The organism is Actinomadura sp. NPDC048955, from assembly GCF_040649435.1.
GTDB lineage: Bacteria > Actinomycetota > Actinomycetes > Streptosporangiales > Streptosporangiaceae > Spirillospora > Spirillospora luteofluorescens.
In genome coordinates, this window is record NZ_JBEZJI010000021.1 from 60,750 (window position 1) to 75,951 (window position 15,202).

Consider the following 15,202-nt stretch of genomic DNA (forward strand, 5'->3'; position numbering starts at 1 on the left):
CTATTATGTACCGAGTTGCAAGTAAACAAGCGTCTACATAAGATATATGCAAAACACAGGTAATTCATCTGAGTTGTGGGGGCAATGTGGCTCAGGCGAGCGTGGCGTCGCACGGCCCGGCGGCGCCAGAGCAAGCGAGACCGCACTACACGCACCGACAGATCCTCGAGATCCTCGCCGGCCTGATGATGGCGATGCTGACGTCGATGATCTCGACGTCGGTGGTCGCCACCGCGCTGCCGACGATCGTCGGTGACCTCGGCGGCCAGGACAAGCTCTCCTGGGTCGCGAGCGCGTCGCTGCTGACCATGACGGCGTCCACGCCGCTGTGGGGCAAGCTGTCGGACATCGCCGGCCGCAAGCTCATGTTCCAGACCGCCCTGATCATCTTCGTGGCGGCCTCGGTGGGCGCGGGACTGTCGCAGAACATCGGCCAGCTCATCGCGGCCCGCGCGTTCCAGGGCCTCGGCGTCGGCGGCCTGTCGGCGCTGGCCCAGGTCATCCTCGGTGACGTCGTCGAGCCCCGGCAGCGCGGCCGCTACGCCGGGTTCATGGGCGCGGTGTTCGGCGTCTCGACCGTCGCCGGGCCGCTGCTCGGCGGGTTCATCGTGGACGCCGACAGCCTCGGCTGGCGCTGGTGCTTCTACGTGTGCGTGCCGCTCGCGGTCGTCGCGTTCCTCGTCATCCAGAAGGTGCTCAAGCTGCCGAAGGTGCGCCGCGACACCCGCATCGACGTCTTCGGCGCGTTCACCATCACCGGCAGCGCCGCCGTGCTGATGCTGGTGCTGTCCATGGGCGGGACGGAGTTCGAGTGGAACTCCCAGTGGACCTACATCCTGCTCGGCGCCGCCGCGGTGCTACTCGTCCTGGCGATCGTCGCCGAGCGCATCGCGCGCGACCCGATCCTGCCGCCCCGGCTGTTCCGCAACCCCACGTTCCTGCTGACCTCGTTCGTCTCCGTCTGCGTCGGCATGGCGATGTTCGGCGTGATGATCTACATGCCGCAGTACCTGCAGATCGTCAAGGGGATGAGCCCGACGGCGTCCGGCCTGATGACGCTGCCGCTGGTCGTCGGGATGCTCGTCACCTCCACCGGCTCGGGCCAGTTCGTCACCCGGACGGGCCGCTACAAGATCTTCCCGGTGGTCGGGCTGCTGTGCGTCGCCGGCGGGCTGTACCTGCTGTCGCTGCTGCACACCGACTCGCCCAAGATCATCGTCGGTGCGGACCTCGCCGTCCTCGGCGTCGGGATGGGCCTCAGCCTGCAGATCCTCATCCTCGCCGCGCAGAACGCCGCCGCTCCCGCCGACCTCGCCTCCACGACGTCCGGCGTCTCCTTCTTCCGCAACCTCGGCGGCGCGATGGGCGTGGCCGCGTTCGGCGCGATCCTCACCAACCGGGTCGCGGACGAGATCATCAGCGGCTTCCGCTCGGCGGGCATCCCCGTGCCGGCCGGCGGCGGCGCGACCAACCTCGGCTCCCCGGAGGAGATCAGCAAGCTCGACCCGCAGGTCAGGGGCATCATCCAGGACGCCTTCACCGACTCGCTGCAGACCGTCTTCCTCGTCGGCATCCCCGTCGCCCTGGTGGGCTTCCTCGCGATGCTGGCGCTGAAGGAGCTCCCGCTGCGCGGCTCGGCGCACCGCGGCAAGGGCGCGCCGCCACCCGCGCCCGCGACCGACGTCCCCGCGGAGAGCGGCGTCGTGCGCCCGCCGTCCGCGGGGGTGCGGACGGGCGCCGTCGGTGCGGTCGGCGCGGGCAGGCACGCGCGCGGCAACGGCCACCTGGACGACGGCCGCTACGCCACCGTCGCCGCGCCGCCGGCCCCTCCCGCCCACACGGCGGAGACCCCGGCCGCCGCGGAGCTGGCCGCCCAGGCGAAGCTCCTCGCCCAGCAGATCGAGCAGAACGCCCACGGCGGCGGCGTCCAGGTGCGCGGCGTCGTCCGGACGCGCGACGGGGAGCCCGTCCCGTCCGCCGCCCTCACCCTCATCGGCGTGGACGGCCACCAGCTCGCCCGCGCCATCACCGGCGAGGACGGGCGGTACGCGCTGCCGACGCCCGGCCCCGGCAGCTACGTGCTGATCGCCGCGACCGGCGGGCACGAGCCGCAGGCCGCGACGCTCGTCGTCGGGGACCGGCCGGTCGAGTTCGACCTGCTGCTGGCCGGCAGCGGCGGCCTCGTCGGGACGGTCCGCAGCGCCGACGGCACCCCCATCGTGAACGCGATGGTCGTCGTCACCGACGTGCGCGGCGACGTCGTCGGCACGGGCCGCACCGACGCCGACGGCCGCTACACGTTCAAGGACATCGTGGCCGGCGGCTACACGCTCGCCGTCAGCGCCGCCGCCCACCGCCCGGTCGCGATGCCGGTGGAGGTGACCGGGAACGGCCAGACGCGGCTGGACGTCGAGATGCCGCCCGGCGCCCGGATCCGCGGAACGGTCCGCAACGAGTCGGGCGAAGCGGTCGGGGACGCGCGCGTCACGCTCGTCGACGCCGCCGGCAACGTCGTCGCGATGGTCATCACCGGCCCGGACGGCGAGTACGCCTTCACCGACCTCACCGGCGGCCAGTACACGGTGATCGCGTCCGGATATCCTCCGGTCGCAACGGGTCTGTCGCTTTCCGGCGGCGGGCTGGACGACCACGACCTCAAGCTCGGCTACCCGGACGAGTGACGGACGCGAGCGAGCCGGGCCGCCCGCACGACGGCGGCCACGAGACACGGAACCTGGAGTGCGGGTCGTTGATGGATGCGAACCGAGGTCTGCGCGGGACGGTGCGGACGAAGGACGGCTGGGCGGTGCGGCACGCCATCGTCACGGTCACGAACCTGGCGGGCGACCAGGTCGCGCGGGAGCAGACCGGGGAGGACGGCGTGCTCGCCGCCGGTCCGCTGCCCCCCGGCACCTACACGGTGATCGTGACGGCCATGGGGTTCCAGCCGGCCGCCTCGACGATGATCGTGTCCAGCGCGGGCACCGCCGACATCGGGAAGATGATCCTCGGCCGGGCGGGCGGCACCGAGCTCCCGCCCCCCGGCGTCTGGACGATCGACCCGGCGCACTCCAACATCGGCGCCGTCGCGCAGCACCTCGGCCTGTCGAGCGTCCGCGGCCGGTTCGCCGCCTTCGAGGGACGCATCGAGATCGCCGAGCCGGTCGAGGAGTCCCGCGTCACGGCGCGCATCGAGGCGGCGTCCATCGAGACCGGCAACAAGACGCGCGACGACCACCTGCGCTCGGCCGACTTCCTGAACGCCGACGTCCACCCCGTCCTCACCTACGAGGGCGACGGGCTGACCGGCGCGGGCCCCGACCGCTGGACGGTGCACGGCCGTCTCACCCTCAACGGCATCACCCAGCCGGTCGACCTCGACATGATCTATCTCGGCATGGGCTCCGACCCCTGGGGCGGCCTCCGCGCCGCGTTCCGCGCGACCGCCGAGCTCCCCCGAACCGACTTCGGCATCCGCTTCAACCAGATCCTGGAAGCGGGCATCTCCCTGGTCGGCGAAAGCCTGAAGGTCGAACTGGAGATCCAAGCCGTCCAGGGGGAAGAACTCCCAGCGACCTGACGACCCGGCTCTAGCCCGCACGGCCCTTCAACTGGCGGACCAGGGCGTTTGCTGAGGGGCGGTCGGGGGAGCCGGTGACGATGACTTTTCCGTCGGTGATGGCCATGTCGACGCGGGGCAGGGTGACCAGGCGGTCGCGGACGACGAAGGCGAGGTCGCGGCCGACCGTCGCGCGGGTCAGTTGGGCGAACGCGCGGCGGTCGGCGGGGCGCAGCGTCACCGCCACGTCGTAGCCGCCCGGCTTCACCCGCGACTTCTGGACGCGCAGGTCGGCGACCTTGTGGATCGCGATCCCCTGGGTGAGCCGGTAGCAGGTCGCCCCGGTGGCGGCCTGCCCGGTGATGCCCTGCGTCCCGGCGGGGCACTGGCCCGGCAGCACCTGCGCGACGGGGTAGATGTGCAGCGGCGCGGCCAGCGCGACGGGCCGCGTCCGCATCGAGGACGCGATCATCCCGCCGGTCACCGCGACGGCCGCGATCAGCAGGCCCAGCGTGAGCACCATGACCAGCAGCGCCGACCGGTGCTGGTCGGCGGCCCTCGCGGGCGCGGCCTCCCGGTACGCGCGGCCCTGCCGCCGCGCCGCCCGGCTCCGCTTCATCTCCGCGGCCTCCCGCTGCCGCTGGGCCGCTCGCGCCCGGCGCCTCTCGGCCTCCGTGCCGAGCGGCCGCGTGGCCGCGGGCAGGACCGCCGTCGTGGCCTCGGGGCGCCGGCCGCCGTCGCGCAGGCTCTCCTGGCCCAGCGCCTCCGCGGGGTCGCGCCCCGGCTCAGGCCCGGCCTTCATGGGGCGGGTCCGTCCGGGCGCGGTCTCGCCTGGCGGGACGGAGGCCGGGGGCGGGGGCGCTAGTTGAGGCGCTGTCGTCGCGGTGGCGTCTTCGGGGATGAGCGGGGCGGGCGGAGGCGGCCCTTTCAGGGCCGGGCCGGGGGTCGCCGGTTCGGCGGACGGGGCGGGAGGCGCCGGGGCGGGTGCGGGCTCCTCGTCCCGCTGACGGCCTTTGTTACGGCGCGGTACGACCCGCATCGCCACCTCCCGGTCCATGATCTCCTCAGTCTGTCAGGCGGGGACGCCGCCGCGCACGACGTCCCGCCCGGAAGACCACCGCGGATCGCCGGACTCCCGGCACGTGAGAACCGTGCCCCGTTCGCGGGGCTTCCAAGCGCGCGCAGGCCCGGCCCCCGGTGACGCGGGGCCGGGCCTGCGGAGACGCCGGAAAGGCCGCCGTCAGTCGATGCGCCAGGTGTCGCCGCTGCCGAGCAGGGCCGCGAGGTCGCCCTCGCCCTGCGCCTGGACGGCGTCGTCGAGCTGGGCCCGCATCAGCTCGTCGTAGGATGGGCGGTCGACGTCGCGGAAGATGCCGATCGGGGTGTGCTCGAACGCCGGCTGGTCCAGCCGCGACAGCGCGAACGCCTGCGACGGGTCCGGGTTGTGGGCGTCGTGCACGGCGATCTCGGCCGGGTCCACGTCGGCGACGTTCACGACCTCGAACGACCCGGACGGGGCGCGGCGCAGCGCCTTGGCACGGTCCGCCCCGAACACGATGGGCTCGCCGTGCTCCAGCCGGACGGTGACGTCGTCGCGCACCGCCGCGTCCTTCAGCGGGTCGAACGCGCCGTCGTTGAAGATGTTGCAGTTCTGGTAGATCTCGACGAGCGCGGTGCCGCGGTGCTGCGCGGCGGCCCGCAGCACCGACTGCAGGTGCTTGCGGTCGGAGTCGATGGTGCGGGCGACGAACGTGCCCTCCGCGCCGATCGCGAGCGACAGCGGGTTGAAGGGGGCGTCGAGCGAGCCCATCGGCGTCGACTTGGTGATCTTGCCGAGTTCCGAGGTCGGCGAGTACTGGCCCTTCGTCAGCCCGTAGATCCGGTTGTTGAACAGCAGGATCTTGAGGTTGACGTTGCGGCGCAGCGCGTGGATCAGGTGGTTGCCGCCGATGGACAGCGAGTCGCCGTCCCCCGTCACCACCCACACCGACAGGTCAGGGCGGGACGTGGCGAGGCCCGTCGCGATCGCGGGCGCGCGGCCGTGGATCGAGTGGAACCCGTAGGTGTTCATGTAGTACGGGAACCGCGACGAGCAGCCGATGCCGGAGACGAACGTGATGTTCTCGCGGCGCAGCCCGAGCTCGGGAAGGAACGACTGGACGGCCGCGAGGATCGCGTAGTCACCGCACCCGGGGCACCAGCGCACCTCCTGGTCGGTCTTGAAGTCCTTCATCGTCTGCTTCCCGTCCGCCTTGGGGACGAGGGAGAGCAGGCCGCGGCCGTCGGCGACGCCATTGCCGGCACCGTTGCCGTTGCCGTTGGCGGCGCCGTTGGCACCGTTGTCACTCACTGTCGATCACATCCTGGATGACGCCCTGGAGCTCCTCGGCCTTGAACGGCAGGCCGCGGACCTGGTTGTAGCCGATCACGTCGATGAGCAGCCGGCCGCGCAGCAGCAGCGCGAGCTGGCCGAGGTTGATCTCAGGGACGATCACCTTGTCGTAGGAGCGCAGCACCTCGGGCAGGTTCGCCGGGAACGGGTTGAGGTGCCGCAGGTGGGCCTGCGCGATGGGGCGCCCGGACGCCCGGACCCGCCGGACGGCCGCGGAGATGGCCCCGTACGTCCCGCCCCAGCCCATCACCAGGACGCGGGCCGCGCCGGACGGGTCGTCCACGGCGAGCGGCTCGATGTCGTTCGCGATCCCGTCGACCTTGGCCTGGCGCAGCCGGACCATGCGGTCGTGGTTGGCGGGGTCGTAGGAGATGTTGCCGGTGACGTCGGCCTTCTCCAGGCCGCCGATCCGGTGCTCCAGCCCGGCCGTGCCGGGGACCGCCCACGGGCGGGCGAGGGTGGCCGGGTCGCGCTCGAACGGCTGGAACCCCTCCTGCGACGGCTCGGCGAAGTTCGGCTCGATCTTCGGCAGCGTCGCCACGTCCGGCAGCCGCCACGGCTCGGAGCCGTTGGCGAGGTAGCCGTCCGACAGCAGGATCACCGGCGTGCGGTACTTCACCGCGATCCGCGCCGCCTCGATCGTCGCGTCGAAGCAGTCCGACGGGGACTGCGGCGCGATCACCGGGACGGGCGCCTCGCCGTTGCGGCCGAACATGGCCTGCAGCAGGTCGGCCTGCTCGGTCTTGGTCGGCAGCCCGGTGGACGGGCCGGCCCGCTGCACGTCGATGACCAGCAGCGGGAGTTCGGTCGAGACGCCGAGCCCGATCGTCTCGCTCTTCAGCGCGATGCCGGGCCCCGACGTGGTGGTGACGCCGAGCGACCCGCCGAACGAGGCGCCGAGCGCCGCGCCGACCGCGGCGATCTCGTCCTCGGCCTGGAAGGTGCGGACGCCGAACCGCTTGTGCTTGGAGATCTCGTGCAGGATGTCGGACGCCGGCGTGATCGGGTAGGAGCCGAGGAAGATCGGCAGCCCGCTCTGCACGCCCGCCGCGACCAGCCCGTACGCCAGCGCGAGGTTCCCGGTGATGTTGCGGTAGAGCCCCGGCTCGTGCTCGGCCGGCTTGATCTCGTACTGCACCGAGAACGCCTCGGTGGTCTCGCCGTAGGACCAGCCCGCCTGGAAGGCCGCGATGTTGGCCTTCATGATCTCGGGCTTGCTGGCGAACTTGCGCTCCAGGAAGGCCAGCGTCCCCTCGGTGGGACGGTGGTACAGCCACGACAGGAGGCCGAGCGCGAACATGTTCTTCGCGCGCTCGGCGTCCTTCTTGGAGATGTCGAAGTCTTCGAGGGCCTTCACCGTCATGGAGGTCAGCGGCAGGGCGTGGACCCGGAACTCCGACAGCGAGCCGTCCTCGACGGGGCTGGCCGCGTAGCCGACCTTGGCGAGGTTGCGCTTGCTGAACTCGTCGGTGTTGACGATGAGGTCGGCGCCGTGCGGAAGATCCCCGAGGTTCGCCTTGAGGGCGGCGGGGTTCATCGCGACCAGGACGTTCGGCGCGTCGCCCGGCGTCAGGATGTCGTGGTCGGCGAAGTGCAACTGGAAACTGGACACGCCGGGGAGGGTCCCGGCGGGGGCGCGGATTTCGGCCGGGAAGTTCGGCAACGTGGAGAGGTCGTTGCCGAACGCCGCGGTCTCCTGGGTGAAGCGGTCGCCGGTCAGCTGCATGCCGTCGCCGGAGTCTCCGGCGAAGCGGATGATGACGCGGTCGAGCTGCTGGACCTGTTTGGTCACAGAGGAAGACCTCCTCGACGCGCAGCATCCGTCCTGGGGGAGGCACCCAGGATCGTGATGCTACTAAGGCTTACCTTCATGGTATGTCCGGGACGGGATGGGTTGGCGGTGACGGGCCGCACACAGGGATGACCGCGCAAGGAGAGCGCGCTGTCCTCGTCCGGTGCCGGTGGCCGCGCGTCATGGAGGCGTGCGACGGGCGGCGAACGCTCCGCAGGTCCTATCGGGCGATACGACCTGGACGGGTCCCCGGGTTCATCCCGAACACAGGCAGCTGCGCTGGCGGCACAGGTCGACATGCAGACGCCGGACCAGCAACCGCGCGGGACTCGTCGAGGAGCATCCGCTCCCCAGAGGCGTGGAGTTCACGACCCGAAGTGTAGACAGCCGGAATCCCGTTCGACCGCACCGCCCCTGAACGTGGGGTTCACGGTGTCCCTGGTGTCTGGGATGTGGCGATTTCCGGCCGCTCCGAGCGCTTGACGGACGGCTCGCCCGACACGGTCGGGCCCGGCGTGCCCTGAGCCGCCTTCATCACCGCCTTGCGCTCGCGGTCGACGCGGGCGAGGAGTTTCGGCACGTCGGCGACGTCGACGGCCTCGCCGACGACGCGCGCCTTCGCCTCGTAGGGGTAGGAGCCGGGGTTGTCGAGCGCGGCGCGCATCCAGTGCCGCCACAGTTTGCTGGTCACGGTGCAGCGCAGGACGAGCGACCGGTTGGCCGGGACCGGTCCCGACCCCGTGCACGTCCCGAGCGGCTCGCCCTTGGACGAGATCGCCGCCCGCAGCGCCGCGCGCGCGCCGTCCGGCACCGTCGCGGGTTCGGTGAGCGTGGCGGGCACGTTCACTGTGCAGCCGCTGGTGTTCTGCTCGCAGTTGCTGAACGCCAGCTTCCCCGGAGTGAAGCGCAGGCCGGGATCGAACGCCCCGCCGAGCCGGGCCACCCGCGGACGCAACTCGGCGAACAGCGGCGCCGGGGTCGCCACGGGCGCGACGGTGAAGCGCTGCGCCGCCCGCCCGTCCGGCCGCACCGCCAGCAGCCGGTACGGGGCCTCCGCCGTGAGCACGTACTCCGCGCCGGACGCCTTGACCTTGAAGGCGCGGACGCCGTTCACGTTCTCCGTGGGCGGCTTCGCCGGGGCCTTTCTCAGCGCCTTGGCGATCGCCTTGGGGCCGAGGACGTCCGGGACGTCGAAACCGGGCAGCGACGCCGGCGCCTTGGCCCAGCGTCCCGCGTAGTACTCCGGATGCGCGACGCCGCTCGCGTAGGTCTGCCAGAACGCCGTCCCGGCCCTGACGTAGGTGACGCCGCTGATCGCGACGACCTCCGCCGTCAGCATGCCCGCGGTGAGCGTGCCGCTCGCCGCGCCCGCCGGCGTCACGCGCAACCGGGCCTGGACGGGCCGGCCGTTGATCGTCAGGCTGCCGTCGTAGCGCAGGCCCGTCCCGGAGGTGAGGGCCTGGCCCGCCGCGACCGTCCACGCCGGGGGCGGGGCCGCCGCGGCCGCCTTCGGCTCCTTCTTCGGGGGCTCCTCGCCCCCGGTGAGCGCCACGGCCGCGACCGCGCCGACCACGAGCACGACGGCCGCCGCCCCGGCGACGGCCACCACGCGCCGGCTCCGAGGCCCGCGCTGCCGTCCCGGGGCGCCCGGCGGGACCGGACCACTCGGCGAGAACGCCGCTCCCGGCTCGGGCGGGAAGCCCGCGCCGGGCGGAGCGCCGGAGTCGGGCCCCGGGGGGACGAAGGAGGGCGTGCCACGCGGATCGGTGGGGGTCGCGCCCGGGTCGGTCGCATGAGCCGCGTCAGGACCGGCGGGAGAGTCCGCCCCGGGTGGGGCTTGGCCGCCGGCGACGCGGACGTCCCCGGGGTGGGGACCCTGCGGGACGGGGGCGCCCTGCTGCGGGCGGCCGTCCGGGGACGGGGGGCGGGAAGAGGCCGTCGGTGACGGCTCGTCCTGTTCAGCGCTCACTCGGGGCTCACTCTGCTCACTTCCGGGGCCAGGTACCGGCCCGACCGTCAGACACAAAGCAAGGGATCATGGAGGCGTCCCCCGGTGGGTGCCGACGGGCTCGAGAACGTTCCGGGGGGAAGGGCGGCCGCCGGGCCCTGGAGGGGCCGTCCACCAAGAGCATAAGGGTGCCCGGCGGCGCCCCTCCCCGGAAAGGAGGGGCACCGCCGGGCACCCTTGCGGTCGCGGATCAGCGCGCGAGGCGCCTCACCTGCGGCGTCATTCGCTGTCGAGGCCGCTCTGCAGGCCGGACACCTCTTCGGAGGTGGCGCCGATCACCTTGTACTCCGCGTGCTTGTAGAAGGTGCCGCCGGTGGCCTTGGCCCAGCTCGTCCACGCGCTGCTGACGACCCGGCAGCTCGTCCACTCGGAGAGGCTGCTGGTGAGCGTGACGTGCGCGGTGCAGTTGCCGAGGTCGCGGCCGGTCAGCGTGCCGGCGGTGAGCCGGAACCGGACGTCGATCGTGACGGGCTTCTCCACGTCGTACGGCGGCCGGATCTTGGCCTCGACCGTGCAGCCGGAGTTGCCGTTGCAGTTGCCCTTCTTCCACTCGTCGACCGTCGGCTTCGACGAGGCGTTGAAGGAGTCCTTCAGCTCGCCCATGCTGGTGCGCATGTCCGAGATGAGGGAGGAGGCGTCGCCGGAGTCCTTCGGGGTGACGTCCAGCGTGACCCGCGGCGTGGTCGCCTCGTAGCGGATCAGCTCGGCGTCGTCGTCGTCGGTGATGTAGAGCGTGGAGGAGAAGGTGCTGAACTTGAGCGCCTTCTTGCCCATCCACGTCGTCTCGATCGGCTTGACCCGCGACAGCCGGGCCGAGCGGATCTTGCTCGCCAGAGCCGTCGGCGACAGCTGCTCCTTGAAGTCGAGGTCGAGCTCGTCGGCGCTCAGCCGGCCCCACTGCTCACCCGAGGTGAGGTAGTAGGGGGTCTCGGTGGAGGAGATCTGCCGCGTCCAGTAGGACTTGTCGCCCTTCACGAACAGCTTGCCGTCGGCCGACAGCACGGTGACCTGGTCGGTGTTCCAGGTGACGGGCCCCATCGCGCGGCCGCCCTTGGTGACGTTCAGCTCGCCGCGCAGCGTCTCGCTGCCGCCGAAGGTGCCCTTCAGCGTGACCGCCTTGGCGGCGTCCATGTTGGTCGCGGCCGCGGTCAGCTTCTCCTCGGGGGACTTGCCGCCGCCCTTGGCCACCACGAACACGACGACCGCGATGATCACAAGGAGCAGGACGCCGCCGCCGACGAGGCCGATCACCAGGCCGCCGCCACCGCCGCGCCTCGGCGGCGGCATCGGCGGGCCCATCGGGCCGCCGGGGGGCGGGGGGAAGAAGGGGGGTGGTGTTCCGGGGCCTCCGAAGCCGCCGGGCGGGGGCGGCCCGCCCGGGCCGCCGGGTCCGCCGGGACCGGGCCCGCCCGGGCCCGCTGGCGGCGGCGGAGGCGGCCAGGAGGCCCCACCCGGGGATTCCCAGCCCGGGGGAGGCGGGGGGTTGCTCATCCGGTCACGTCCTTCCAGGTCAAAACCGACCCATGCGAACCTAGTGTGCAGCAAGAGCATGACATTGTGATCCTCCAGGGTGGAGGTAGGACGTCACACTCATCGCCGCTGCTTCGCGAGATACTGGATGTGACGCACGCGAGGAGGATCTGGTGCATAACTATTTCGACACATATGTCGTTCTGGTCGTGTTGCTCCTCGTGGGCGCCGGGATCGTCGGGGGAGCGCTCGCGGCGAACCGGCTGCTGCGCCCCCATCGTCCCACGGTCGAGAAACTGACGACGTACGAGTGCGGCGTCGACCCGGTCGGCGAGGGCTGGGCCCACTCCTACGTGCGCTATTACGTCTTCGCCTACCTCTACGTGGTGTTCGCCGTGGACGCGGTGTTCCTCTTCCCCTGGGCGACCGTCTTCTCCGCCCCCGGCTACGGGGCGACGACGCTCGGCGAGATGTTCGTCTTCCTGGCGTTCCTGGCCGCGGGGCTCGCATACGCGGGCAAGAAGGGCGTCCTGTCCTGGGTCTGACCCCCCGGGCGCTGTAACAATGGCGTCGTGGGCACCATCGATCTTCCCCCGCCGAGCGTCGGGCCGCTGTCGCGGCTCGCGCCCAAGCCGATCAGGTTCGTGCTCAACTGGGGCCGCCGCTACTCGCTCTGGGTCTTCAACTTCGGCCTGGCCTGCTGCGCCATCGAGTTCATCGCGACGTCCATGAGCCGGCACGACTTCATCCGGCTCGGCGTCATCCCGTTCGCGCCCGGCCCGCGCCAGGCCGACCTGATGGTCGTCTCCGGCACCGTCAGCGACAAGATGGCCCCCGCGGTGCGCCGCCTCTACGAGCAGATGCCCGAACCCAAGTACGTCATCTCCTTCGGCGCCTGCTCCAACTGCGGCGGCCCCTACTGGGACTCCTACTGCGTGACCAAGGGCGTCGACCAGATCATCCCGGTGGACGTCTACGTGCCCGGCTGCCCGCCCCGCCCGGAGGCGCTGCTGCAGGGCATCGTCCACCTCCAGGAGAAGATCGCGGCCGAGTCGCTCGGCGACCGCTACGGCGGGAACGGCGGCGCGGAGCCCGTCACCCCGCCCCCGGCGCCGCGTCCGTTCCCGGCCACCGTCCTGCGCCGCCCGCTCCAGCCGCCGCCCGCGCCCGACCGGCACGAGACCTTCGAGCACTGGAACAGCCTGGAGGACGGCGGCGGGGAGGCCGAGGCCCCGAAGGGCGAGGCCCCGGGGGACGCGGCGGCGGAGAACGAGACGCTGCCCGTCCAGCACCTTGGCGATACAGGGACCGTGGCCGAGGGCGCGCCGGAGCGCGGGGCGCCACCCGTCAAGCCGACCGACACGACCCAGCCTGTCCGGCATCTCCATGAGGCCGAGGCCGCGGGGACGCCGGCGCCCGCCCCCGAGCAGCCCGTCGATCCGACCGACATCACCCAGCCCGTCCGGCACCTCGCCGAGCCCGAGCCCGAGCAGGAGCCGGAGCCCGAGCCAGGCCCGGCGGACACCACGCAGCCCGTGCACATGGTCGAGGACCACTACGTCACCGCGCCCGTCCCGATAGTGGAGGACGACGACGCGGACCCGTCGCACGATCCGTCGATCATCCCGGGGCTGGTGGACGACGACCACGACGACCAGATCGGACGTGACCGATGAGTCCCCACTCCCCGGGAGCGGAACTCGCGGACGCCTGGACGGGACGCTTCGGCGACGAGGTCACCACCGAGGAGACCTTCGGCGGGCTGGCCGTCGGGGTGTCGCCCGAACTCTGGGTGGAGGCGCTCACCTTCGCCCGCGACGACCTGGCCTGCGGCTTCTTCGACTGGCTGACCGGCGTGGACGAGCTGGAGGAGGGCTTCGCGGTCGTCGTGCACGTGTACTCGCTGGAGCGCCGCCACCATCTGCTGGTCCGTACGCGCGTGACGAAGCGGGCGCCCGTGCTGGCGACGGCGACGGGCGTCTACCGGGGCGCCGGGTGGCACGAGCGGGAGACGTCGGAGATGTTCGGCATCCTGTTCGAGGGCCACCCGAACCTCGTCCCGCTGCTCCTGCCGGACGGGTTCGAGGGCCACCCGCTGCGCAAGGACTTCGTGCTCGCCGCCCGCGTCGCCAAGCCGTGGCCGGGCGCCAAGGAACCGGGCGAGTCGGGGCACGGGGCGCCGAGCCGCCGCCGCGTCCGTCCGCCGGGAGTCCCGGAGGGCTGGGGGCCCCATGCTTGAGGTCGTGGTCAAGCTGGTGCTGGTCGCGGGCGCGTTCGCGGTGCTCCCGCTGCTGGTGGGGCAGGCCGAGCACAAGGTGATGGCGCACATGCAGGGCCGCCTCGGCCCCATGTACGCGGGCGGGTTCCACGGCTGGGCGCAGCTCGTCGCCGACGGCGTCAAGTTCGCGCAGAAGGAGGACGTGGTCCCGCGCGACGCCGACCGGTGGGTGTTCAAGCTGGCGCCGGGTGTGGCGATCGTCCCGTACCTGCTGGTGCTGCTGGTGATCCCGGTCGGGCCCGGCGGGCAGGTCGCGCTCGACCTCGGCCCGGGGGTGTTCTTCGCGCTCGCCGTGATGGGCGTCGGCGTGATCGGCGCGATCATGGCGGGCTGGGCGAGCGCGAACAAGTACTCGCTGCTCGGCGGGATGCGGGTCGCGGCGCAGCTGATGTCCTACGAGCTGCCGATGGTGTTCGCGGCGTCGTCGGTGGCGATGGCGGCGGGGACGCTGTCGCTGCAGGGCGTCGTGGAGGAGTGGCGCTGGTGGTGGCTGCCGTGGCAGGCGGTCGGCGGCGTGGTCTTCTTCGTCGCGGGCCTGGCGGAGCTGCGGCGCCCGCCGTTCGACATGCCGGTCGCCGACTCGGAGATCATCTTCGGCCCGTACACGGAGTACGGCGGGCTGCGGTTCGCGCTGTTCATCCTCGCCGAGTACGCGGGGATCGTCGTGCTGTGCGCGCTGACGGCCGTGCTGTTCCTCGGCGGGTGGAAGGGCCCGTTCCTGAACACCGAGCTGGGCTGGCTCTGGACGCTGCTGAAGGTCGCCGTGCTGGCGTTCTGCGTGATCTGGCTGCGGGTCAGCTACCCGCGCATGCGCGAGGACCAGCTGCAGAAGCTCGCGTGGGCGTGGCTCGTCCCGCTGTCACTGGCCCAGCTCGCGCTGACCGGCGTCCTCAGGGTCGCCCTCTGAGCGCCGGCGGCGCCCGGACGTCACCTGAGGAAGATCGTGAAGTCGGCCAGCTGGGGGAGGACGTCCGGCGGGACGTCGGCGTCCACGGCCATCTCCTCGACGGAGACGAACCCGCCCGTCTCCCCGCGGCGGCGGACGATCCGGTCGGCGATCTCCGGGGTCATGCCGGGCAGCGCCTCCAGGATCTCGCGGGGCACGTGGTTGACGTCCACCAGCCCGCCGTCGTCGTAGGCGCGCGGCGAGTCGGGGCGGCCGATGCGCAGCTCGCGGGCGAGCGCCGGGTCCTCGGCGGCGAGCGCGCGGGCCTGCTCGCGCAGCGACCGCCGGTACTTGGCGACCTCGATCGCGTGCTCGTTGAGCGCGTGGCCGGGCTTCTCGCGGGGGAAGACGGACGACCGGACGGCGAACGCGTGCCCCGTCCCGGCGATCCACAGCAGGAGCATCATGAACGAGCCGAAGACGAGGAAGAACGGGTTGCCGGACTGGAGCATCATCAGCACGGCGGCGGTGCCGGCGCCGTAGCCCGCGGCGGTGCCCCCGAGCGCCAGGGACTGCCGCCGGACGGCCGCGTACAGGAACGTGAGCGGCGTCCCGAAGCCGAGAGTGACGAACGGCACGAAAGCCCACAGGACGCCGCGGGCGGTCTGCGGAGTGATCGCCGGGACGGGCGACGGCAGAGGCGGCTGCGGGGGCATGGGCGGACCCGGGTACGGGGGACGCCAACCGGCCGCCGCGGGCGGACGCCGCGGAGGCGGCGCCGGGTACCGAAACGGGGGACGAGGCTGGTCGGACGTCG

The 15,202-nt window shown here is 72.3% G+C and carries 11 protein-coding genes and 1 pseudogene; 6 read left to right on the top strand and 6 right to left on the bottom strand.

Annotated elements, in window-relative coordinates; all coding sequences use genetic code 11:
• Positions 1-86: 86 nt before the first annotated feature.
• Together AB0C84_RS21115 and AB0C84_RS21120 are read left to right on the top strand one after the other, a co-directional pair.
• The gene (locus AB0C84_RS21115; RefSeq protein WP_308206537.1) at positions 87-2,681 is read left to right on the top strand and encodes an MFS transporter; all 2,595 of its coding nucleotides are present in this window, start codon (positions 87-89) and stop codon (positions 2,679-2,681) included.
• Positions 2,682-2,752: 71 nt separating this feature from the next.
• Complete coding sequence (locus tag AB0C84_RS21120; RefSeq protein WP_361068779.1) at positions 2,753-3,580, top strand: YceI family protein; 828 nt, start codon at positions 2,753-2,755, stop codon at positions 3,578-3,580.
• Positions 3,581-3,590: 10 nt separating this feature from the next.
• Here the strand turns inward: AB0C84_RS21120 and AB0C84_RS21125 are convergent, their stop codons facing one another.
• From AB0C84_RS21125 to AB0C84_RS21145, 5 genes are all read right to left on the bottom strand, one after another.
• Positions 3,591-4,361 (bottom strand): hypothetical protein, encoded by a 771-nt coding sequence (locus AB0C84_RS21125; RefSeq protein ID WP_361068782.1) that lies wholly within the window; start codon positions 4,359-4,361, stop codon positions 3,591-3,593.
• A gap of 438 nt (positions 4,362-4,799) precedes the next feature.
• Positions 4,800-5,831 carry a 2-oxoacid:ferredoxin oxidoreductase subunit beta gene (locus AB0C84_RS21130; RefSeq protein WP_218906824.1) on the bottom strand — a complete coding sequence of 344 codons (1,032 nt, stop codon included), beginning with the start codon at positions 5,829-5,831 and terminating at the stop codon, positions 4,800-4,802.
• Positions 5,832-5,901: 70 nt separating this feature from the next.
• Positions 5,902-7,743: a 2-oxoacid:acceptor oxidoreductase subunit alpha gene (locus AB0C84_RS21135; protein WP_179845851.1), complete on the bottom strand. Its 1,842-nt coding sequence runs from the start codon at positions 7,741-7,743 to the stop codon at positions 5,902-5,904.
• Between the two features lie 427 nt (positions 7,744-8,170).
• Positions 8,171-9,712 (bottom strand): hypothetical protein, encoded by a 1,542-nt coding sequence (locus AB0C84_RS21140; RefSeq protein ID WP_361068786.1) that lies wholly within the window; start codon positions 9,710-9,712, stop codon positions 8,171-8,173.
• A gap of 258 nt (positions 9,713-9,970) precedes the next feature.
• The gene (locus AB0C84_RS21145; protein ID WP_361068790.1) at positions 9,971-11,038 is read right to left on the bottom strand and encodes a hypothetical protein; all 1,068 of its coding nucleotides are present in this window, start codon (positions 11,036-11,038) and stop codon (positions 9,971-9,973) included.
• A gap of 356 nt (positions 11,039-11,394) precedes the next feature.
• Here AB0C84_RS21145 and AB0C84_RS21150 point away from each other — a divergent pair, with 356 nt between their 5' ends.
• The 4 genes and pseudogenes from AB0C84_RS21150 to AB0C84_RS21165 all read left to right on the top strand — a co-directional run bounded on the left by AB0C84_RS21150 (position 11,395) and on the right by AB0C84_RS21165 (position 14,406).
• Positions 11,395-11,766 (top strand): NADH-quinone oxidoreductase subunit A, encoded by a 372-nt coding sequence (locus AB0C84_RS21150; RefSeq protein ID WP_179845854.1) that lies wholly within the window; start codon positions 11,395-11,397, stop codon positions 11,764-11,766.
• 66 nt (positions 11,767-11,832) lie between these two features.
• Positions 11,833-12,276, top strand: a pseudogene (locus AB0C84_RS21155) (NADH-quinone oxidoreductase subunit B family protein); the annotation flags it as partial.
• A gap of 617 nt (positions 12,277-12,893) precedes the next feature.
• Positions 12,894-13,460 carry an NADH-quinone oxidoreductase subunit C gene (locus AB0C84_RS21160; protein WP_258943659.1) on the top strand — a complete coding sequence of 189 codons (567 nt, stop codon included), beginning with the start codon at positions 12,894-12,896 and terminating at the stop codon, positions 13,458-13,460.
• Entirely contained in the window at positions 13,453-14,406 is a 954-nt protein-coding gene (locus AB0C84_RS21165) for a complex I subunit 1 family protein (protein WP_179845857.1), read from the top strand. Before AB0C84_RS21160 ends, AB0C84_RS21165 begins: the two co-directional genes overlap by 8 nt.
• Before the next feature lie 20 nt (positions 14,407-14,426).
• On the opposite strand, the gene AB0C84_RS21170 is transcribed toward AB0C84_RS21165, so the two are convergent.
• Complete coding sequence (locus tag AB0C84_RS21170; RefSeq protein ID WP_258943660.1) at positions 14,427-15,101, bottom strand: helix-hairpin-helix domain-containing protein; 675 nt, start codon at positions 15,099-15,101, stop codon at positions 14,427-14,429.
• Positions 15,102-15,202 lie beyond the last annotated feature (101 nt).

Bases quoted from the DNA above. Each gene is read 5' to 3' on its own strand.
- AB0C84_RS21170 (WP_258943660.1), bottom strand. From the start codon at position 15,101: ATGCCCCCGCAGCCGCCTCTGCCGTCGCCCGTCCCGGCGATCACTCCG.
- AB0C84_RS21125 (WP_361068782.1), bottom strand. From the start codon at position 4,361: ATGAAGGCCGGGCCTGAGCCGGGGCGCGACCCCGCGGAGGCGCTGGGC.
- AB0C84_RS21145 (WP_361068790.1), bottom strand. From the start codon at position 11,038: ATGCCGCCGCCGAGGCGCGGCGGTGGCGGCGGCCTGGTGATCGGCCTC.
- AB0C84_RS21160 (WP_258943659.1), top strand. From the start codon at position 12,894: ATGAGTCCCCACTCCCCGGGAGCGGAACTCGCGGACGCCTGGACGGGA.
- AB0C84_RS21165 (WP_179845857.1), top strand. From the start codon at position 13,453: ATGCTTGAGGTCGTGGTCAAGCTGGTGCTGGTCGCGGGCGCGTTCGCG.
- AB0C84_RS21120 (WP_361068779.1), top strand. From the start codon at position 2,753: ATGGATGCGAACCGAGGTCTGCGCGGGACGGTGCGGACGAAGGACGGC.